Genomic DNA, 18973 nt, shown 5'->3' with positions numbered 1-18973 from the left:
GGAGCACGCAATGTCACGAACACAAACCCGAACCCGAACACAGCATTCCCTTGTTCCCGCGATCGCACTTGTCTCCGCCTTGGCGTTGACTTCGTGCACGGCCCCCGGAACGGGCCCAAGGTCAGAGGGGCCGGTCACCTATGAGCTGACCGCTCAAACTCCCGCGCCCTCCGGAGACATCGATTCCTTCACGTGGGTTACCTACGCCGAACCGTACTCGCTCGATAATGCCTACGCGTTCGACTACCCCGACAATCAAGTGCTCTCCAACGTGTGCGAATCCTTGCTGCGACTCAACCCCGATTTTAGTATCTCGCCATCGTTGGCTGAATCTTTTTCTAACCCAGACCCCGTGACATGGGTGTACGAGCTTCGTTCGGGCATCACCTTCCACGATGGTTCACCCGTCACTGCAGCGGATGCCGTTGCTTCGATGCAGCGCCACGTTAACCCTGAGATCGGGTCGTCGTGGTACTCCGTCTACCAGAACGTCGCATCGATTGACGAGACCGGCCCCATGCAGGTCACTGTCACGCTGACGAAGCCTGACTCTCTGTTCAACCAGGGGATGAGCGGTGCTGCCGGAGTTGTCGAGTCAGCCCAGACGCTCGCGGATGCCGGCCGGGAGTACGGCAATTCGACGGCACTGGTTAACTGCACCGGCCCGTTCGAGGTGAGCTCGTGGAAGTCGGGCGAATCGATCACACTCACCCGCTACGACCAGTACTGGAATCCCGAGCTGATGGCGAAGGCTAAGGAGGTCACGATGCTGTTCATGGCCGACCCCAACGCTCGAGTTAACGCCCTTACCTCTGGTCAGGTTGACGGCGGCTGGTTCGTGCCGTCCGAGGCGATCGAGAAGTTGCAGGCATCTTCAGGTGATCTCTACTTCGGGCTGAACAGTTCGGTAGCCAGCCTGATCGTCAGCAACATGGAGGGCGTGCTCGGCGACGTGAACTTGCGCAAAGCACTCCTCATGGCGATCGATCGTCAAGGTGTGGTGGATGCCGGGTTGCAGGGTTACGCGCAATTGACGAACGCGTTGACGACCGAATCTGTCTGGGGAGAGGCTAGCGCGGAAACACGTGATTCGACATTCGCGGGTCTTGAGGAGTACCCCTACGACGTCGATGCTGCGAAGAAACTCATCGAGGATGCCGGTGTCGCTGGAGAGACCATCGTGATCCGCACCGCGCCGATGGGAGCCGAGTTCAACATTGTTGCCCAAGCGACCGCGGCCGCCGCAAAGTCAATCGGGCTCAAAGCGACAATTGAAACGATGACCCCGGATGCGTATACGACGCTGTTCGCCGACCCGAGTGCCCGGGAGGGCGTCGATCTGTTCCTGACCTCCTGGTATCTCTCGACCCCCAATCCGCTCGAAATGTATGGGGTCCTGCAGACCGGGCAATTCAGCAACTACGGCAACTGGACTGACCCTCAGTACGATGCGCTCGTGGATGAGGGCGTAGCCGCCCAGGATGCCCAAGAAAGCGCCGAAATCTCAGCTCGGTTGCAGCAAATAGCCAGTGAGCAACTGCCCTGGCTCCCGCTCTATGAAGTTCCCATGACGGTCTATCTGGGGGAGCGCATCACCGGTGTCGCGCCGTCGGTCGCAATGCTCTACTACCCCTGGGCGGCGACGATTGGCAAGCGATAACATGACCATCCGCCGGGTCGGAGGCAAGTTGGGGTCGCTCGTACTGACCCTCGTGCTTGCCTCTGCCCTGGTGTTCTTCTCGCGGTTTCTGGTGCCGGGGGATCCTGTGAATTTTCTCTTGCGAGGTCGCAAGCCATCACCGGAGGCGAAGGCGGCGGTCATCGAACAGTTCGGTTTAGACCTCCCGCCGTGGGAACAATATTTTCGGTGGATCGGAGGCCTGTTCCACGGTGACTTCGGGCGCTCGCTGCAGTTCAGGGATGCCGTGACTACGGTGATCGGTGATCGACTGCCGGTCACCGCGGGCCTCGTCATTATGTCCGCCGTCATCATCGTTGTTGTGGGGGTGATCGCCGGCACGGTCGCTGCCTTGAACCGTGGTCGATTCGCAGACAGATTGATCCTCACCGTCCTCACCGCGTTCGGTGCCGTCCCACCCTTCGTTGGCTCGATTGTGCTGATCGCTGTTTTTGCAGTTCAGTTGCGCTGGTTTCCCGCCTTTGGTTCGGGTGAGGGGTTTCTCGACACCATCTACCACCTCACGTTGCCGTCCATCGCGATGGCGATTGCGTTCACGGTGTTGATTGGCAAGGTCACTCGAATGTCGATGGTGGAGCAACTCAATCGCGAGCACGTGCACGTCGCCACCAGCCGTGGCCTAGGTCGACTTACGGTCATCCGGCGTCATGTGTTTCGTAATGCGCTCGGCCCAATCTTCACCGTGGGTGGAATGCTGATTGCCGGACTGCTCGTGGCGACTTCCATCGTCGAGTCGGCATTCGGCATCGCGGGCGTTGGCTCCCTGCTGGTGCAATCAGTGAACCGCCTAGATTTTCCCGTCGTTCAAGCAATCGTGCTTTTGGTCGTCACCTCGTTCGTCGTCACTAACGCGATCGTCGATTTGCTTGAACCCATCATCGACCCGCGAGCAGCAGCAGGGGAGGCAGGACGATGAGCCGACCAACACCGACACTCGCGATCAGGGTTTTGCAGTCAAGCCGACGCCGACGCGTGAACGCGAGTTGGATGATCAGCATCATCGTTCTCGCAGCGATCTCACTTGCCGCAATCTGCGCGCCGCTCGTCGCACCCTACGATCCCGACCACATCGACTTCACCGCGATCTACGCGAACCCTAGTTGGGCGCACTGGCTCGGAGCAGATGCGCTCGGCCGCGACACCCTGAGCCGAATGGTCTACGGTGCGCGAACAGCACTGCTCGCCCCTCTTGTCGTGGTGATCGCGTCAACATTGCTCGGGGTTGTACTCGGGCTTGTTGCTGGCTGGCGCGGAGGTTGGCTTGACGCGGTGATCGGGCGCTTGCTCGATGTTCTTTTGGCCTTCCCCGCCTTGCTGATCGCAATCATGGCGGTTGCGCTGTTTGGTAAAGGTTTGGTCGCGCCGGTGATTGCTATGAGCATTGCCTACGCCCCGTTCGTTGCCCGCCTTACCCGTTCTCTCGTTGCCTCGGAACGGGCGCGACCCTATGTCGCGGCCTACCGGGTGCAGGGATTCGCGGGCGGCTGGATCGCGCTACGTCGGGTACTGCCCAACGTCGCACCGACTGTCGGCGCTCAATCAACCTTGAACTTTGGCTATGTTCTCGCCGAGCTGGCGGGGCTCTCCTTCTTAGGGCTCGGGGTGCAAGCGCCCACTGCAGACTGGGGAGCCATGATCAACGAATCGCAAGCCGGAATCGTCGGAGGTTACTTCTTGCCTGCCGTCATTCCGGCAGTGGCCGTCGTCATCGTGGTTGTGGCGGTTAATGTGATCGGCGAAGAAGTCTCCGACCGAATTGGTGGAGGGACACCCAAGTGACGTTGCTTGATATTTCTGGCCTAACTCTCGATCTCCCGGGAGGCGAGCGGCTGCTGCACGACATCGATCTCTCCGTGAACGAGGGGGAATCTGTCGCGCTGGTTGGTGAATCCGGCTCCGGAAAGTCTCTGACCGCACAGTCGATACTCGGTCTGCTTCCCGCCCGTTCCGTCGTTACTGGCACGGTTCTCGTCGACGGGCACAACGTACCAACGATGAGCTCGAAGGAACTCTTGGGTTTGCGGCGCTCGACTGCGGCAATGGTTTTTCAGGATCCGCGCGCCAGCATCAATCCGATGCGCACCATCGGCGATCACCTCACCGAAGCGCTTCGGCTTGGCGAGGGATGGTCGGCCGGGCGTGCGTGGGAACGCGCCATTGAGATGCTCGCTGCCGTGCAGATGCCGCGACCGGAAGATCATCTGCGGCAGTATCCTCACGAACTCTCTGGGGGCATGCTGCAGCGGGTAATGATTGCCGGTGCGCTCGCGGGCTCGCCGCGACTGTTGGTGTGTGACGAACCAACGACGGCATTGGATGTGACAACGCAGTCTCAGATTTTGCAGGTTCTCATCGAGCAACGACAAGCACGTTCGATGGGGATGCTCTTCATCACTCACGACCTGAATTTGGCGGCGTCGCTGTGCGAACGTGTTTACGTCATGCGTGACGGCCGGGTGGAGGAGGAGGGGTCTGCGCGCCAGATCTTTCGGCATCCCGCCACTTCCTACACCCGACGCCTTGTGGCGGCGACCCCGACGATCGAAATCACCGGGGACGAACCACGCGTCTCAGTTGAGCTTGTGCAGCAGCCTGTGTTGCAGGTGCGTGACCTCGTCAAAACGTATCCGGGGCGCGGTCGCGAGGTCGTGCGCGCGCTCGCCAACGTGACTCTGGAGATTGCGGCGGGTGAGGCGCTGGGCATCGTGGGCGAATCGGGGTCGGGAAAGTCGACCCTGGCCCGCATGATCGTTGGGCTAGAACTGCCCGACTCTGGCAGGGTCATCATCGATGACCAAGAACGGCATGGCCGACCACGGCGGCGCGCAGACAGACTCGACCGGGCGCGCAAAGTGCAGATGGTGTTTCAAGATCCGTACCTCTCGCTTGACCCGAGGATGACGGCAGGCGAGGCAGTCGAGGATGCGTTGCGGCTGCATCATCCTGAGCTTCGTCGGCCGGAAATTTGCTCTCGAGCGTTGACGCTGCTCGACAATGTTGGACTCGCCAGCACGCAAGCTGAGGCGCTGCCGCGCACGCTCTCGGGCGGTCAACGGCAACGCGTGGCGATTGCGCGCGCTCTGGCCATTGAGCCGAGCCTGTTGGTGATGGATGAGGCTACAAGTGCCCTTGACGTGTCGGTTCAAGCGCAAGTGTTGGACGTTATCTCCGAGATTCGACGCGAGCGTGGGCTGACGCTTTTATTCATCAGCCATGACCTTGCTGTCGTTCGCGCGGTGTGCGAGCGAAGCGTGGTGATGCGTGAAGGGGAGGTCGTCGAAACGGCTGCGACTGCCGATCTGCTCACTAACCCGCAGCATGAGTACACTCGGCTGCTCATCGACTCTGTGCCGAGAGCAGCCGCCATCGCGTAGTGCTGCTTGATCTATCTTGCTGGTGCGACGAGTCGCCGAGGCTTGTGGCGGCGACGCCGATTAGGCGCCGAATGCCTCCACGAGGGTTCCGCGGTGGGCGGTGAGCAGCTCTTCGAGGGTGAGGGTGAACTGGTCTTGCACTTCGAGGGCGGGTGCCGCGGCATCCGTTACTCCGATGCGCACGGCGGGGTAGTTGCGGCCTTCGCAGAGTCCGCGGAATTTCACGTCGTCTTCGCGGGGGATGGAGACGATCATGCGACCGGTTGATTCACTGAAGAGTGCGGTGGCGGCGTCGATTCCGTCGCGTTCGAGCAGTTCGCCCAACCAGACGCGGGCGCCGACGCCGAAGCGCATGACGGATTCGGCGAGTGTTTGGGCAAGCCCACCATCGGCAAGGTCGTGGGCGCTGGCGATGATGTTTTGTTCGTTGCCAGCCTTGATGAGGTCGGCGAGGCGACGCTCGGCGGCGAGGTCGACCTTGGGCGGCAGGCCACCGAGGTGGTCGTGGATGGTGCCGGCCCACGCTGATCCGTCGAGTTCGAGCTTGGTGGTGCCGAGGAGGTAGATGTTGTTGCCTTCGTCTTGCCAGCCGCTCGGGATGCGCTCGGCAACGTCACGGATCAGGCCGAGCACCGCAACCACGGGGGTGGGGTGGATGGGCACATCGCCGGTCTGGTTGTAGAAGGAGACGTTTCCGCCGGTGACGGGGATTTCCATCTCGAGGCAACCATCGGCGAGACCTTCAACAGCGCGGCTGAACTGCCACATCACTTCGGGGTTCTCGGGGCTACCGAAGTTGAGGCAGTCGCTGACGGCAACGGGGTTGGCGCCGGTGGCGGCAACGTTGCGGAACGCTTCGGCGAGAGCAATTTGGGCTCCGGCGTAGGGGTCGAGCTGGCAGAAGCGACCATTGGCGTCGGTCGCGACAGAGAAGCCGAGGCCGCTCTCTTCGTCGATGCGCACCATGCCGGCGTCGTCTGGGAAGCTCAGGGCAGTGTTGCCGAGGACGTAGCGGTCGTACTGGTTGGTGATCCAACTCTTGTCGGCCAGGTTGGGGCTCGCGAGCAACTGCAGCATCTGGTCGCGCAACTCGATGCCATCCTTGGGGCGGGCGAGGCCGGATGCGCTGTCGGCCTGAAGCTTGTCGATCCACTTCGGGTAGGCGACGGGACGGTCGTAGACGGGGCCATCGATGGCGACGGTGCGAGGCTCGACGTTCACGATTTCTTCGTCGTGCCAGTTGATGATGAGGCGGCCGGTGTCGGTGACTTCTCCGAGCACGCTGGTTTCGACATCCCACTTCTCAACGACCTTGAGGAAGCCTTCGAGCTTCTCCGGCTTCACGATTGCCATCATGCGCTCTTGGCTTTCGGACATCAGAATTTCTTCTGCCGTGAGGGTGGGGTCGCGCAGCAGTACCTTCTCGAGTTCGATGAACATTCCACCGTCACCGTTCGAGGCGAGCTCGCTCGTTGCACAGCTGATGCCGGCAGCGCCGAGGTCTTGGATGCCTTCAACAAGGTCACCTTGGAAGAGCTCGAGGCAGCACTCGATGAGTACCTTCTCGGCGAAGGGGTCGCCGACCTGAACGGCTGGGCGCTTGGTGGGGCCGCCTTCTGAGAAGGAATCGGAAGCGAGGATGGATGCTCCGCCGATGCCATCGCCACCGGTGCGGGCACCGAACAGCACAACCTTGTTGCCCACGCCGCGAGCGTTCGCCAGGTGGAGGTCTTCGTGGCGCAGCACTCCAACGGCGAGTGCGTTGACGAGCGGGTTGGCTTGGTAGACGGAGTCGAAGTAGGTTTCGCCACCGATGTTGGGGAGGCCGAGGCAGTTGCCGTAGAAGCTGATGCCCGAGACGACACCTTTGGCGACGCGGGCGGTGTCGGGGTTGTCGATGGCGCCGAAGCGGAGCGCATCCATGACGGCGACGGGGCGAGCACCCATGGAGATGATGTCGCGAACAATTCCGCCGACACCGGTTGCTGCACCTTGGAAGGGTTCGATGTAGCTGGGGTGGTTGTGGCTTTCGATCTTGAAGGTCACAGCCCACCCTTCGCCAACGTCAATGACGCCGGCGTTTTCGCCCATGCCGACCATGAGGTTCTTGGTCATGTTCTCGCTGACCTTCTTGCCAAACTGGCGAAGGTAGTTCTTGGAGGACTTGTAGGAGCAGTGCTCGCTCCACATGACGGAGTACATGGCGAGCTCGCCGCTGGTGGGGCGGCGGCCGAGAATTTCGCGAATCTTCGCGTACTCGTCTGGCTTGAGGCCGAGGGCACCGTAGGGCTGCTCTTTTTCGGGCGTAGCCATCGCGTTCGATACCGTGTCGGCAACATGCTGGCGGGAATTGGTTGAGACGTCAGTCACGAGGGGCTTCTCCCAGAAGATTATGGATGCCGGGGTGCTCACGCCGGCCGCCTCCAGTCTACCTAGGCGTGGGCGTCGCGGTTGAGGCGCCCTGCGTCATCGAGTGACCCGGAAACGTACTAAGACTGCCTCTGTCGCGTCCGTAACTGTAAAGGTGGGGTTACGAATGGCATTCCGAAAGTCGGGGCTATGCCAGAATTCCTCGTGGCCGGAGCGCCAATCGGATACTGCGTCGTAGCCCTCGCCTTCGTCGATTGCGTGAGCGACGTCTACGGCTCCAAGAGGCATTACGCGTACTTCGGTGACCTCTGTAATGCAAACGGGTTGCCCGGCCGAGTCGATGACCACTCCGCGTTCGCCAACGACGGGCAAGGGCTCATCGTCTAGCTGGTACTGGGCGACAAGTGATGTTGTGCTCGTTTTGCTCCCGTCAAGGATCGCGCCGACGAGCACATCGCGGAGTGGACCTGGAAATCCGTACTCTTCGACGGGGAGGCCGGTAATGACCTCAGGGGATAGCATGCTGAAAATTCTAGTTCCCCTCCCGGCGCCGAGAAGTAGACGTGCGAACGGTGCGGGGTATGGCGCCGCATTCGCTCAAATGGGGTGTGTGGCGGCATGGTGATTTTCAACCTCTACGCGTTCCGCACGAAGGATCCGAAAGTAATGTCGACTGCGGCGGACCCGGTGGGGCCGAAGAGTGACAGTGTGCTCGTAGGCATCAGCGGGACCGTAATCGCGGGATGGGGAACAGACGCCGACCCGACCCGTGATGCGCGGGTGATGGCGCTGCTTCCGCGACTTCACTCGTTGGGCGTTACAAAAGATGCCCCCGGCATCCGCTCGACGTGCGTGCAGTTCGCCGCAATCGTGTGCTGATCGTTCGCAAAGCAATTCCTCATCGGGCACATAGTCCGCTGAGCGCTAATGTCGCGCTCAAGTGGAGGGTCAGATCTCTGCTCGCTTGCGACTACGACTCATTCTCGAACCGTGCGTCGTGCGCCGCCCAGCTCTCGCCGCGGCGTATCCGTTCCAACCGGTCGTCCCATGCGCCTTTTTCTCGCTGGATCAAGGTCGCGCCCGTGTCGCCATTTTTGAACCAGGTGAGGGCAATACTTAGCGCGAAGCGCGATGTGCAGTCGGCGTAGTCGCGGATGCTGTTTAGCGTCGTCTCGTGGAGAGGCAGGCCGTGGTTGATCGCGTTGCGAACTCGTCGGTGCCGAGACTGAAGCAGGTGTGTCCTGCCCCACATCTCCTCGACGAAGTGCCGTTCACGGTTGGGGTCCACGCAGATCGCAAGCGCATCCTCGAGATCAGCACGTTGGAGGTTCGACATGGGAAGTGCGCGGATTTCATTTTGAAATGTAATCGCCTTCGCAATCGAAACGACGAGTCCACCTTGGCTATATTTGGAGATCGTCCGCTTCAGATCTTCCCGCCCCTCATGGTGTTCGAGTGACCATGCTTCTCTGAATGGCGACATCAGTTGCTCAGCGATTCGGTGATCAGTTCTGTTCAAGGTTTCTCGATACTGGAGAGCGTCGGCGAACGCTTTCGGTTTCACCTTCAATACCGACGCGAAGAGTTCCATCGCGTGGTCCTCGAGAGCTGTCGCAACGCGCGAACTGACGCGACGCGCGCCATAAAAGAGAATCTCACGATGATCGGTCATCCGCGCCTCGCGAAGCGAGGTCAGCGCTTCTACGAGAGGCTCGGGCATCGGTTCCTTGGTGAGGGCGGCGCCAAGCTGATCCGCGACGTAGCTGATCGTATCCGCAGTAGCGCGCATCCCGTAGCTGTCGTCAAAGGGTGCCACAGTATCGCGGACATCTAGCCCAAGCGACGAACCATGGACCTTGCCGTCGAGAAGGACGGCATTGGAGCCAGCGTCTCGCCAGGACGTTCCGCCCGCTTCAGTGGCGATGCTCAGGACTGCCTCGATTCGCCGGCGTGCTTCTTCCACCGCACCGGCGACCTGCCCTTGGCCGAGATCGACACGCACGAGGACGAATCGGTTCCCCAACTCTCTCGATTCTACGTTGAGTTCATCGAGCCAAGGGACTCCAATGCGTATCTCGCGCAGTTCGGTGCGCTCTGGAAAATCATTGAGTTCGATATCAAACGCATTTGGTAGCGCCCACTCAGCTTGGAGGAACGTCATCGGGCCTATCACGTCACGCATCTGCGCAGTAAATGCACGGAAATAAGCTACCCACACAACTATCCGGCCCTCCGGTGCGGCTACAAGGATGTCCGTCGCCATCGCCAGCCGATGTGCTTCCGTAAGTGGCTCAGAAAATGGTGAGTCGCGCCACCTAGTCAAGTCCTCCTCGGTGTCAACGAGCGCATCGGCCGCACGGCTTGGAACCGAGAAGTGGCCGTGTGCCGCGGGGCCGAGTTGCGACGCGATGATTGACGAAAGTTTCCGCAATGCACGACTAGTCGAACTGCGGTCTTTCGCTGCATCGCAAAGATCGCGGAACGCGTTGGTGACAGCCCTCTTTGAGTGCCACGTCTCATTGAAACGAGCCGCCGCCGTAATTACGGTCTCCGGGGTAGAGCTATCGAGAAGGTCGGCGAGCAAAGTATCTACTACCGGGAAAAGCCGTTTCCCGAGGTTCCCCGACTGCGCCTCGATCTCTTTTTCCAGCGAGTTTCGATTGCTCTTGACGAAACCCTGATCCCAATCCGAAGTATCAATCGTCTGCGCGTACGCGCCGAGCTCTGCAACCGCGTCGCCGAGCGTATATGGGAGGCAAGCGCGGTGCGGAAGCGGGAGAACCTTCGCCACCGAAAAAAGCCAATCGCTGACATCTGCTGTCTGTCGGACCCGCGCCATGTCGTCCCCAATCGTCGACCACGATCCATTCTTGCACCGCCTAGCGGAGACGGCGCGATGTTCGCAGCATCGCCAGTAGTCCGCTGAGCACTCAGTCGGTGCCCCCATTCGCGCGTGCAAGAGGAGTGAGAATTAGGGAGTAAGAAGGGGCTCCTCGATAGCCAGCCAGCCGGCAGGCGTCGATGGTGTTAGATCGCCGAGAAGAAGCGGGGGGTTTTCCTATCACCCTGGGTAAAGACGAACCTCGGCTCAACGAAATGATTGGCAATATCTCGCGAAGCGCGAGGCAGGAAGAGGCATGGTTTCGTGCCAGAGACCTTTGATCAACGCGGCACTGTTCCGCGACGGTGAAGGACGGGTCATGATTTACGGGAATCGGTGGGTCGCGGGGCACCAGAAGGCACATACTCGGTAAACGCGCACCCAGAGCGGTTTGCGCCACTCCGCACGGTTGCCGACATCCTCATCACCCAACTTAGCGAAACGTTGAAGTCGAAGAAACCGAGGCGGCAAAAGCAGACCCCGTTGATCCGCCGTTTCACGATGTGGTTCGGGTCGTACGAATTCGACCGAATGGCAGTGGCGAAGTCCACTCTCCGCAAGCGCCCCACTGGTTGGCCCGGGTACACTCGGGAACCCACACTATTTGTGTACACAGTTATAAGGGCGTACACTATTGACATGGACACCGTCACGAATGAAATCACCACGAGGGAGTTGCGCAGCCAGCTTTCCGATGTGCTGGGCCGTGCAATGTACGCGGGGGAACGCATTGGTGTAACTCGCAACGGCAAGCTTGCCGCTGTTGTCATTAGCGTTGCTGATTTGGAGGCCCTCGAGGCGTTCGAGATGGCGCAGGATGTCGCTGCCTACCGCGAGGCGAAAGCCACCGACGATGGTGCTCGCACCACGATCGATGAGTTGCGTGCCGATCTCGCTTCGTGAGCTATCGGGTCGAATTCACCACGGCAGCGGCGCGGCAGGTGAGAAAGCTCCCACGCGTCGCGCGGGATCGAGTGATCGACGCGATCGAAAACTTGGGAGAGGACCCTCGCCCGCACGGAGCGAAGAAGCTCGTCGGAGAGCAAACCGCTTGGCGCGTGCGAATCGGCGACTACCGCGTTATCTATGACATCTTCGACGCAGAACTCACCGTCACCGTAGTGCGGGCTGCTCATCGGCGCGAAGTCTACGACCGATAACGACCACAGACGGTCGTAGGTTTCGGCCCGTGTCGGTTTTCCTCTTTCGACACTGATGCCGGTGGTGATGTGTGCTTTTTTATCAGCGGTGGTCCCAGGGATTGATCAATTGGATGCCGGTGTCAGTGAAGTCGGCGGTGTTGCGTGTTGCCAAGAGGGCATCGTGTTGGCGGCAGACAGCGGCGATTTGCGCATCGAAAGCGCCGATTGGTCGGCCCGCACGGCTTCGGCTAGCGACGATGTCCACATAGTGGTCCGAAGAGTCGATGTCGAAGGCAAGAACGAAGCCGGCAAACGTCTCAGTGAGTAGCGACTCCATCCGCACGCCAACATCCTGTCTCCTGCGGCCATCGGGTAGCAGGGCAACGCCCGCTCGCACTTCAGCTGCAGTCAGCGCTGTAATGGCGAGGCCCGCCGAGTCTTGGGCGTCGATCCACTCGATGACCTGCTGGCTTGGCGCTGGTCTCACCAATTCGGAGATGACATACGTGTCGAGAACGATCACGAGCTGAAGTCTGCCGCGCGCGCGGGCTCATCCCGAGCCGGGGTCTCAAGATCGACCCCACCGATCTCAGCGAATTGATCCCGGATGAAGGAGCCGAGGCCACGCGGAGGACGCTGTCCCCGTACTCCGGCTGCAAGAAGCGCTCGAGCTTCGGCTTCCATCGAGCGGCCGTTCTCGGCAGCCTGAACGCGCAAGCGGGCCTTCACGTCGTCGTCCAGATCGCGAATCATTAGCGTAGCCATCAGTGCCCCTCTCGAAAGATGGTTGCAATGCTAGCATTGATAGCATCAAGTTTGCCAGCGCGTGAGCTCATCGACTCGACGCTGTGTGGTCGGCTGGATCGCTGACTCAGAACGCCATCAGTGCGAATCCCGCAACGATGCTCAGGAGGCCGATTCCGGTGAGGATCGAGCCGATGAGGACGGCGCCGTTCGTGCGGCGCGGCCGCGCAAGACTCCACCGAGAGGGATGGCACTGGTCGTAGTACAGATCGACCTGGGCGCCGACATCCATGATGGGAACTTCTGACGGCTCGTGAAGGATGGAGTACTGCCTATCGTCGCCGTCAGACCAGCGGAAACCTTGAAAGCCACCGGCTTCGAAAACCTCGGCACGGGTCTCGACCCATTTGCATGCCCGCAGAGCGAGAATCCAGCCGAAAAGCAGCAGCGGGATGCCGGGAACGAGTCCGACCCACGACATCGTTTCGAGTACCGTTCCCCACGCGCCCTCAGGTCCGGTCATTGTGCAATATTATCGGCTGCCGGGGTTCCGAGTAGCGCTGCTGTGGCTACGAGGAAGATAGTGCAGGGGGCCACGCGGCCCAGCCATCGGGGAGCGTGCGGAGGATGGGTTTGGCCGCCCTAATTCGCTCTAAAGGGATGCCGTCCGCGACTGTTCCACCTCCACCGCTCTCGCGGTTGGGGTAGGTGAGGGCGTAGCTGATCCAGGGGCTGCCTAGCCTGTGCTCAACGCTCTCGCGGTACCGGCCGGCGACTACAGCAAATACTTGCCGCTCAAGATCGTCGGCTTGGGCATCCCAGGTGTCGTCGCACGCGTCACAGCCACAGACCGGGTAGTGAAAGTCAGTGAGGAGCCCTGCGTGCAGATAGACGCCGGGGTAGGCCGTAAGCACGAAAGTCAGGGCCGCGCACAATGGGTCTTTCGGTTGAATTCGCACGGCGCGAACCACGTCGTGAAATGGCGGATGCAATAAATCTGCCGCCACCTCCGCGCTGTCGTTGACGTCGACCTCGTAGGTTTCGCGGAGGTAGTTGATGAGGGCGTCGGCAACAGTGTGGAGTGGTGCGAACCGCTCCGGATGTGTCACTACCGAGTAGGTATCGTCCGGTGGTCCCGCAGTCCATCGGTTGCCGTACGCGATTGCCTGCCCTCCGCCGTCGAGGAACACGAGCGCGTCGATCGGAGGTCTCTGGTAGTCACTCACGCCTCTGCCTTCCGATCCTTGAGAGCAAGCTGCTGCGTCCCATACAGGACAGTCTCTCAACTTCTTGGTTCTTCGGCCACCGGTCTCTGAGCGCGTTGAGTCTCGCGGGAAGCGAATCGCCGTTCGCTCGCAGGTTGCCCTCTATGCCCCACGGCTCGAGGGCTCGATGCAGTCCTTGCTCATTGCGAAGTTCGTCAGCTCAACGCCGCGTTTCACCGGATGCTGTTCTGCCGTGACGGCGAATCCGAAGCGTTCGAAGAATGGCCGGGCTGTGATGCTCACGTCGGCTGTCAGTGCGCGTGCTCCCGCTTTTCGCGCCACGGCCTCTGTGTGTTCGAGGAGTCGCCGCGCAACCCCTCGCCGCAGAAATCGTGGCGCGACGAACATCATGTCGATGTAGCCGGTGGCGCTCACATCGGAGAACCCTGCGACCTCTTCATCGATGGTGGCGACGAAACTGTTCCGCGCCGCCATCGCGCGGACCCAGGTTTACAGGTCCCGCGCATCGATATCCGCCCAGGCTTCCGTCTGCTCGACGGTGTAGTCAGCGGATGCCGTCTCAGTCACCGCGGCGACGAAAATAGCCAACGTGCTGGCAGCATCCAGCTCGGTATAAGGGCGCACCGCAATCGCAGTGTGCTCAGGATCCGCGGATGCACTCACGTGACTAGCATCTCACTTGGGCTCGAGCCCACCCTCGACGGAGCAGCGGTTAGCTGGCCTCGACAGCTGAGTTGCGCACCCCCTCGTGTCACTGCGTCGTCTACCCCTAGCGGCGCGGTTCGCTGATCTCATCCCCGGCGAGCAGGCGGCTCAGATTCCATTCCATGCCGTCGAGAAGGCCGGGCGAAATGTCCGCGGGTGGCCGAGTGCTGTTGAGCGCTGAGCTGAACGCCGCGAAGGTTTCTGTCACCGTTTTTTCGATTGATCTCGGCGTCATGACTCCCCAACCTGTGGCTTCGTTGATGAGCCTTTCGGCGCTGATGCGGCGGTGGTCAAATTGCCCATCGATCGCTAAGGCCATGGTCCAGTCGATACGGCCTGCCTGATAGAGGTTGGGCACCGAGTCGTAGAGCTGGGTGAGGGTATCTTCGCCGGGGAGGTGAAGGATTCCGGTGTTCTTTGCGTGGCCATCGTTGTCGCCAACGAGCACCCGGTAAGTGAGCTGGCGCAACCACTCCGAGAGCGGGTTCTCTCCGTTTAAGCTTGCCGCAGCTTCAGCGATCCTCGCCGCACTGGGGCGTTGCGGGTTCGAGGGCCAGTTCTTGTCTTGAAACTTTGAGCTGGCGTTTACCCAGTCGAGCCCGAGGGCCTGCGCGCAGTCTTCTTGGTGAACGAGGGTGACAGTTTCGCCATGGACGGAGCGGTCGAATCGTTCGATCGCCAGATAGGGGGTACGGCCGACGGTGTGGAGTTCACTTTCGAAACGCGATAGCCCCATGGCGCGGGTGAGCTGGTGGCTGAAGTATTCGTCCGCGATCACGTGAGGGCGCGACGACACTTGGGGTTTGATGATGTGGGTGGAATGAGCGCTGCCGTGCGGCTGAAGCCAGCCGGTTCCGAAGTTCGCCAACAGAAGTTTGGGCTGGAAGCCGGGGATCATCGAGCGGCTGTCATCTCGCTGCCCAAGGTCGTGATCCTCAACTGCCCTCTTCAGCATCCGGTTCAGTTCGGCGTCGCTCAGTGGTTCGTAGGATGGCGAGCTCGCGGGATTGTCTGCGGCCGGGAGAAAGGTCAGGGCACCCGCGATCGATCCACCGAATTCGCGAAGGATGCCGAAAAGATCGTTCGGGAGTATCCCGCGCTCCGAAGCCATCGCTTCGCGCTGGTTGCCCTCGGGCCCGTAACCTCCGAGGAACCGTGACACAAGGTTTACGTCGGTTCGAGCGCCGGGGACGGTGGTGAAGCTTTCGGTTAAACGCACTGCGCCTGGCTGGTAGTCCGCAGCCCACGCGAGGTGGACCTGCTCGGCAGCACCTCGTGCGGCCCGCGTTAGCGTTCCGATGCGCTGTTCATGAAGAAATACTGCGAGTTCACTCGCCATCGCGTGCTCCGGACTCGCTCTGGTCCTCGTCGAATTCTGAGCCCTGACGCGTCAGTTCGTACGTGACGGTGACGCGGATGCCGAGCTTATTGAGGGTGCGGAACAGCCTCGACGCGAAGAGGTTCGGTTTGCCGGATTCGATTTCGCGCAGGTAGTTGCGCGAGAACCCCAACGTTTCTGCGATGTCCTCTTGGCGGATGCCCTGTGCTTGGCGCGCGACCTTCACGACCGCGCCGAGGTCTTTGAAGTTGGTGATCCCAATGGTGGGCATCTGATGCTCCTGTCCCTCTTGTCTCTGCCTGGCTCGAAACTGCTATGCACGGATAACAGTGCATCGCGCAATGCACGCTTATTCTAGCATCAATAACTGCACGGATAAGCAATCATTTGTTTGGGGCGAAGGAGGGGATGCGTTGCTGCACGGGGGCGTCCGCTCGGGGATCGTTTTGCGGGCACGGGAGTGCGTGCAGTTCGGCGTCGCAGAACGGCGACGCGCATCGGTGAGGCAACGGCATCCGTTGGGGTGTGTTGAGGCGACTGAGGTGAAAATTCACCGCAAGTTGTCTTGAATTACTCAAAACAACTGATACCGTCTTAACCATGGAAACAGTGAAGGATGCGGCGCTCGCCGACACTCTGCGAGAGGCCGGTCTGAAAGTGACTGAGCCCCGCATCGCTGTGCTGAGCGCCCTCACCGACATCCCGCATTCCAATGCCGACACGGTGTTCAGCGCTGTGCTTCCGAGTTTGCCCGGCACGTCCCTCCAAGCTGTTTACGGGGTGCTGGCGGCGCTGACGACGGCGGGATTGCTGCGCAAGATCGAACCGGCAGGGTCATCCGCCCTTTATGAGCGTCGTATCGGTGACAACCACCACCATCTCGTGTGCACCGAATGTGGTGCCGTTCGTGACGTCGACTGTGTTGTTGGTGCGGCGCCGTGCCTCACCCCATCCGAGGCTGGCGGCTTCACCGTGCACACCGCCGAAGTGAACTTCTGGGGCGTCTGCCCCGATTGCCAGAACAATGTCAATAATCCCCCACACAAAAAGGAGACATCGTGACTGAACCCACGACAACCCAGGCCGGCGCACCCATTGCGAGCGACGAACATTCGCTCACCACGGGTCCCGATGGCGTAACCGCACTTCACGACCGCTTTCTGGTCGAGAAGCTTGCCTCGTTCAACCGTGAGCGTGTGCCGGAGCGCAACCCCCACGCCAAGGGTGGTGGAGCATTTGGAGAATTCGTCGTCACCGAAGACGTATCGAAGTACACCAAAGCTGCCGTCTTCCAGAAGGGCGCAACAAGCGAAACCATTCTGCGGTTCTCGTCCGTAGCCGGTGAGCAGGGTTCCCCAGATACCTGGCGCGACGTTCGTGGATTCGCACTGCGTTTCTACAGCACCGAGGGCAACTACGACATCGTCGGAAACAACACCCCCATCTTCTTCCTCCGCGACGCCATGAAGTTCCCCGACTTCATCCACTCGCAGAAGCGCATGGGCGACTCCGGCCTGCGCAACGGCGACATGCAGTGGGACTTCTGGACCCTCTCGCCCGAAAGCGCCCACCAGGTCACCTACCTCATGGGTGACCGTGGCCTCAGCAAGTCATGGCGCCACATCAATGGTTACGGATCGCACACCTACCAGTGGATCAACGCCGAAGGCGAACGCTTCTGGGTGCAGTACCACTTCCACTCGCGCCAGGGCGTCGAACTGATGGAAGCCGCGGATGCCGAGCGCATCGCTGGTGAGGACGCCGACTACTACCGTCGCGACCTCTTCGACTCCATCGCCAACGGCGACTACCCCACCTGGGACGTTTCCGTTCAGATCATGCCCTACGAAGAAGCAAAGACCTACCGCTTCAACCCGTTCGACATGACCAAGACCTGGTCGCACAAGGACTACCCGCTGATTCCGGTCGGCCACTTCACGCTCAACCGCAACCCGGAAAGCTTCTTCGCGCAGATCGAACAGTCAGCGTTCTCGCCGTCGAATATGGTTCCCGGCACCGACATCAGCCCAGACAAGATGCTGATGGCGCGTGTGTTCTCCTACCCGGATGCCCAGCGCAACCGCATCGGAGCCAACTACAACCAGCTCCCCGTCAACCAGCCGCACGCCTCCGAATCGCGCAACTACCAGCACGAAGGCGCCATGAACTACAAGATCGGTGATGCCGCCGATCGCACCTACACGCCCAACTCCTTCGGTGGTCCAGCAGCTCAGCCCGAGCTTGCCGGCGAAGGCGGCTGGGCAAGCGACGGCGAACTCATGCGCAGTGCGCAAACCCTGCACTCTGAAGATGACGACTTCGGCCAGGCAGGCACGCTCTACCGCGATGTCTTCTCCGCAGAGTCGAAGGCTCGCTTCATTGAAACCCTCACCGGCCAGGGCCGCGGCATCACCGTTCCCGAAATCCTCGAGCGTTTCTACTGGTACTGGGGCAGCGTGGATGCCGAACTCGGCGCCACGCTCCGCAAGACCGTTCCCGGCAATGGCGACACACCCAACGAAGAAGCCGACCCCGTCGGAGTTGGTCCAGCCAACTAGCACCGCTTAGCAAGAAGTAGAGCTGCTCGCGCTAGCGAACTGCCGAACTCCGGATGCCCGGTCCCCGAAAGTTGGGGGCCGGGCATCCGTTCGTTAGGGCTGCACCCACGGCGTGATGCCGAGCGCGAATCGCCGTTCGAGTGGTGTGCTCTGGCTAGGATGCGAGGCCGAGGGCCCCATCGATTACAGCAACCGTGCCGCCAACGTAGGCGACGATGATGACTGCGGTCCGCGCGACTCCGTGGCTCACATGGCGGTTGAGTACTTCGCCCAGGGCGAGCCCTACCAGCAATGCACCCACGATGATGATCCAGCTCACAGCGTCCAAGTCAGGAAGTTGTCCGCCAGAGAAAACGGCTTTAGTCGCAAGCGACGCCGTGCCAACAATCACAAAATAGGGCTGTAGTGTCGCGGCAAAGTTCACTTGCGGCCACCGCATAATCACCGCATAGATACTGAGCGCTGGACCGCCAACGCCCGCAGCAGTGTTCATGAATCCGGATGCCGCTCCCGCCACAATTGCTGCTGGCCGCGCCGGAACAACATGTTCCGCGCGCCTGATGAGCAAAGTCGCCGTGAGGGCAACAATCACCAGCACCCCAACACCAAGCTGCATGACAGCGCCGGGAAGACGCGTCACCAAGAGCGAACCAGGAACGATCGCGACCAATGCGGGGATCGCAAGCCACGCCAGCGTGCGCCACTCAATGTGTCGCCACACTCGCGGGATAATCAGTAGCGAAGAAACGACGCCACACAGGTTGACGACGAGCACGCCATCAAAAGGACCAAGCAGGATCACCACAAGCGGCGATGCGACAAGGGCAAAGCCCATTCCTGTTATTCGTTGTGAGAGTGCTCCGACCGCAACGGAGAGAGCAACGAGAGCGAGCACTGAATAAGCTTAGAGCGCGACGCGCGCGTAGCCCGGCGAT

21 protein-coding genes and 1 pseudogene are annotated in these 18973 nt (G+C 60.8%); 10 read left to right on the top strand and 12 right to left on the bottom strand.

What is annotated here, in order from left to right:
* Positions 1–10: 10 nt before the first annotated feature.
* Genes AC1ENN_RS13185 through AC1ENN_RS13170 form a run of 4 tightly spaced genes read left to right on the top strand, consistent with a single transcriptional unit; the run spans position 11 to position 5073 of the window.
* On the top strand, positions 11–1660 hold the full coding sequence (locus tag AC1ENN_RS13185) for an ABC transporter substrate-binding protein (protein ID WP_480406230.1): 1650 nt from the start codon (positions 11–13) through the stop codon (positions 1658–1660).
* Positions 1647–2615 carry an ABC transporter permease gene (locus AC1ENN_RS13180; protein ID WP_480406229.1) on the top strand — a complete coding sequence of 323 codons (969 nt, stop codon included), beginning with the start codon at positions 1647–1649 and terminating at the stop codon, positions 2613–2615. The genes AC1ENN_RS13185 and AC1ENN_RS13180 overlap by 14 nt, the downstream gene beginning before the upstream one ends.
* Entirely contained in the window at positions 2612–3478 is an 867-nt protein-coding gene (locus AC1ENN_RS13175) for an ABC transporter permease (RefSeq protein ID WP_480391395.1), read from the top strand. The genes AC1ENN_RS13180 and AC1ENN_RS13175 overlap by 4 nt, the downstream gene beginning before the upstream one ends.
* Positions 3475–5073 carry a dipeptide ABC transporter ATP-binding protein gene (locus AC1ENN_RS13170; RefSeq protein ID WP_480391394.1) on the top strand — a complete coding sequence of 533 codons (1599 nt, stop codon included), beginning with the start codon at positions 3475–3477 and terminating at the stop codon, positions 5071–5073. Before AC1ENN_RS13175 ends, AC1ENN_RS13170 begins: the two co-directional genes overlap by 4 nt.
* A 60-nt stretch (positions 5074–5133) precedes the next feature.
* Here the strand turns inward: AC1ENN_RS13170 and purL are convergent, their stop codons facing one another.
* Together purL and AC1ENN_RS13160 are read right to left on the bottom strand one after the other, a co-directional pair.
* Positions 5134–7386, bottom strand: a complete 2253-nt coding sequence (gene purL, locus AC1ENN_RS13165) for a phosphoribosylformylglycinamidine synthase subunit PurL (protein ID WP_480406955.1) — start codon at positions 7384–7386, stop codon at positions 5134–5136.
* A 153-nt stretch (positions 7387–7539) separates the two neighbouring features.
* Positions 7540–7965: an ASCH domain-containing protein gene (locus AC1ENN_RS13160; protein WP_480406228.1), complete on the bottom strand. Its 426-nt coding sequence runs from the start codon at positions 7963–7965 to the stop codon at positions 7540–7542.
* Positions 7966–8034: 69 nt separating this feature from the next.
* On the opposite strand from AC1ENN_RS13160, the gene AC1ENN_RS13155 reads away from it, so the two are divergent.
* Positions 8035–8322 carry a DUF1643 domain-containing protein gene (locus AC1ENN_RS13155; protein WP_480406954.1) on the top strand — a complete coding sequence of 96 codons (288 nt, stop codon included), beginning with the start codon at positions 8035–8037 and terminating at the stop codon, positions 8320–8322.
* Positions 8323–8413: 91 nt separating this feature from the next.
* On the opposite strand, the gene AC1ENN_RS13150 is transcribed toward AC1ENN_RS13155, so the two are convergent.
* Positions 8414–10282, bottom strand: coding sequence for a hypothetical protein (locus AC1ENN_RS13150; RefSeq protein ID WP_480406227.1), 1869 nt, complete (start codon positions 10280–10282; stop codon positions 8414–8416).
* A gap of 378 nt (positions 10283–10660) precedes the next feature.
* Here AC1ENN_RS13150 and AC1ENN_RS13145 point away from each other — a divergent pair.
* The 3 genes and pseudogenes from AC1ENN_RS13145 to AC1ENN_RS13135 form a co-directional block, all read left to right on the top strand.
* Positions 10661–10735, top strand: a pseudogene (locus AC1ENN_RS13145) (hypothetical protein); the annotation flags it as partial.
* 228 nt (positions 10736–10963) lie between these two features.
* Positions 10964–11227 carry a type II toxin-antitoxin system Phd/YefM family antitoxin gene (locus AC1ENN_RS13140; protein WP_480406953.1) on the top strand — a complete coding sequence of 88 codons (264 nt, stop codon included), beginning with the start codon at positions 10964–10966 and terminating at the stop codon, positions 11225–11227.
* Positions 11224–11484, top strand: coding sequence for a type II toxin-antitoxin system RelE family toxin (locus AC1ENN_RS13135; protein WP_480406226.1), 261 nt, complete (start codon positions 11224–11226; stop codon positions 11482–11484). The genes AC1ENN_RS13140 and AC1ENN_RS13135 overlap by 4 nt, the downstream gene beginning before the upstream one ends.
* Before the next feature lie 82 nt (positions 11485–11566).
* Here the strand turns inward: AC1ENN_RS13135 and AC1ENN_RS13130 are convergent, their stop codons facing one another.
* The 8 genes from AC1ENN_RS13130 to AC1ENN_RS13095 all read right to left on the bottom strand — a co-directional run bounded on the left by AC1ENN_RS13130 (position 11567) and on the right by AC1ENN_RS13095 (position 15751).
* Positions 11567–11989 (bottom strand): PIN domain-containing protein, encoded by a 423-nt coding sequence (locus AC1ENN_RS13130; protein WP_480406225.1) that lies wholly within the window; start codon positions 11987–11989, stop codon positions 11567–11569.
* On the bottom strand, positions 11986–12231 hold the full coding sequence (locus AC1ENN_RS13125; RefSeq protein WP_480406224.1) for a FitA-like ribbon-helix-helix domain-containing protein: 246 nt from the start codon (positions 12229–12231) through the stop codon (positions 11986–11988). Before AC1ENN_RS13125 ends, AC1ENN_RS13130 begins: the two co-directional genes overlap by 4 nt.
* A gap of 106 nt (positions 12232–12337) precedes the next feature.
* Positions 12338–12733 carry a hypothetical protein gene (locus tag AC1ENN_RS13120; RefSeq protein ID WP_480406223.1) on the bottom strand — a complete coding sequence of 132 codons (396 nt, stop codon included), beginning with the start codon at positions 12731–12733 and terminating at the stop codon, positions 12338–12340.
* 46 nt (positions 12734–12779) lie between these two features.
* Entirely contained in the window at positions 12780–13436 is a 657-nt protein-coding gene (locus tag AC1ENN_RS13115; protein WP_480406222.1) for a DUF6226 family protein, read from the bottom strand.
* Positions 13437–13577: 141 nt separating this feature from the next.
* Positions 13578–13910, bottom strand: coding sequence for a GNAT family N-acetyltransferase (locus AC1ENN_RS13110; RefSeq protein WP_480406221.1), 333 nt, complete (start codon positions 13908–13910; stop codon positions 13578–13580).
* 15 nt (positions 13911–13925) lie between these two features.
* Positions 13926–14099 carry a hypothetical protein gene (locus AC1ENN_RS13105; RefSeq protein ID WP_480406220.1) on the bottom strand — a complete coding sequence of 58 codons (174 nt, stop codon included), beginning with the start codon at positions 14097–14099 and terminating at the stop codon, positions 13926–13928.
* 106 nt (positions 14100–14205) lie between these two features.
* Entirely contained in the window at positions 14206–15480 is a 1275-nt protein-coding gene (locus AC1ENN_RS13100; protein WP_480406219.1) for a type II toxin-antitoxin system HipA family toxin, read from the bottom strand.
* Complete coding sequence (locus AC1ENN_RS13095; RefSeq protein ID WP_480406218.1) at positions 15470–15751, bottom strand: helix-turn-helix domain-containing protein; 282 nt, start codon at positions 15749–15751, stop codon at positions 15470–15472. Before AC1ENN_RS13095 ends, AC1ENN_RS13100 begins: the two co-directional genes overlap by 11 nt.
* A 329-nt stretch (positions 15752–16080) precedes the next feature.
* Between AC1ENN_RS13095 and AC1ENN_RS13090 the strand changes: the two genes are divergently transcribed.
* Both AC1ENN_RS13090 and AC1ENN_RS13085 read left to right on the top strand, forming a co-directional pair.
* A complete protein-coding gene (locus AC1ENN_RS13090; protein ID WP_480406217.1) occupies positions 16081–16542 on the top strand; it encodes a Fur family transcriptional regulator in 462 nt (153 codons plus the stop codon).
* Entirely contained in the window at positions 16539–18038 is a 1500-nt protein-coding gene (locus AC1ENN_RS13085) for a catalase (protein ID WP_480391390.1), read from the top strand. Before AC1ENN_RS13090 ends, AC1ENN_RS13085 begins: the two co-directional genes overlap by 4 nt.
* Before the next feature lie 154 nt (positions 18039–18192).
* Here the strand turns inward: AC1ENN_RS13085 and AC1ENN_RS13080 are convergent, their stop codons facing one another.
* Entirely contained in the window at positions 18193–18933 is a 741-nt protein-coding gene (locus AC1ENN_RS13080; protein WP_480391389.1) for a TSUP family transporter, read from the bottom strand.
* Between the last annotated feature and the right edge of the window lie 40 nt (positions 18934–18973).

The organism is Rhodoglobus sp. G.S.23 (assembly GCF_056675935.1).
Note: the sequence above shows the minus strand (reverse complement) of the source record. Positions and strands in the feature narration are given on the sequence as shown.

Coding starts and splice junctions, on each gene's coding strand:
- AC1ENN_RS13185 (WP_480406230.1), top strand. CDS start 11: ATGTCACGAACACAAACCCGAACCCGAACACAGCATTCCCTTGTTCCC.
- AC1ENN_RS13175 (WP_480391395.1), top strand. CDS start 2,612: ATGAGCCGACCAACACCGACACTCGCGATCAGGGTTTTGCAGTCAAGC.
- purL (WP_480406955.1), bottom strand. CDS start 7,386: ATGGCTACGCCCGAAAAAGAGCAGCCCTACGGTGCCCTCGGCCTCAAG.
- AC1ENN_RS13160 (WP_480406228.1), bottom strand. CDS start 7,965: ATGCTATCCCCTGAGGTCATTACCGGCCTCCCCGTCGAAGAGTACGGA.
- AC1ENN_RS13150 (WP_480406227.1), bottom strand. CDS start 10,282: ATGGCGCGGGTCCGACAGACAGCAGATGTCAGCGATTGGCTTTTTTCG.
- AC1ENN_RS13140 (WP_480406953.1), top strand. CDS start 10,964: ATGGACACCGTCACGAATGAAATCACCACGAGGGAGTTGCGCAGCCAG.
- AC1ENN_RS13125 (WP_480406224.1), bottom strand. CDS start 12,231: ATGGCTACGCTAATGATTCGCGATCTGGACGACGACGTGAAGGCCCGC.
- AC1ENN_RS13120 (WP_480406223.1), bottom strand. CDS start 12,733: ATGACCGGACCTGAGGGCGCGTGGGGAACGGTACTCGAAACGATGTCG.
- AC1ENN_RS13110 (WP_480406221.1), bottom strand. CDS start 13,910: ATGGCGGCGCGGAACAGTTTCGTCGCCACCATCGATGAAGAGGTCGCA.
- AC1ENN_RS13100 (WP_480406219.1), bottom strand. CDS start 15,480: ATGGCGAGTGAACTCGCAGTATTTCTTCATGAACAGCGCATCGGAACG.
- AC1ENN_RS13095 (WP_480406218.1), bottom strand. CDS start 15,751: ATGCCCACCATTGGGATCACCAACTTCAAAGACCTCGGCGCGGTCGTG.
- AC1ENN_RS13090 (WP_480406217.1), top strand. CDS start 16,081: ATGGAAACAGTGAAGGATGCGGCGCTCGCCGACACTCTGCGAGAGGCC.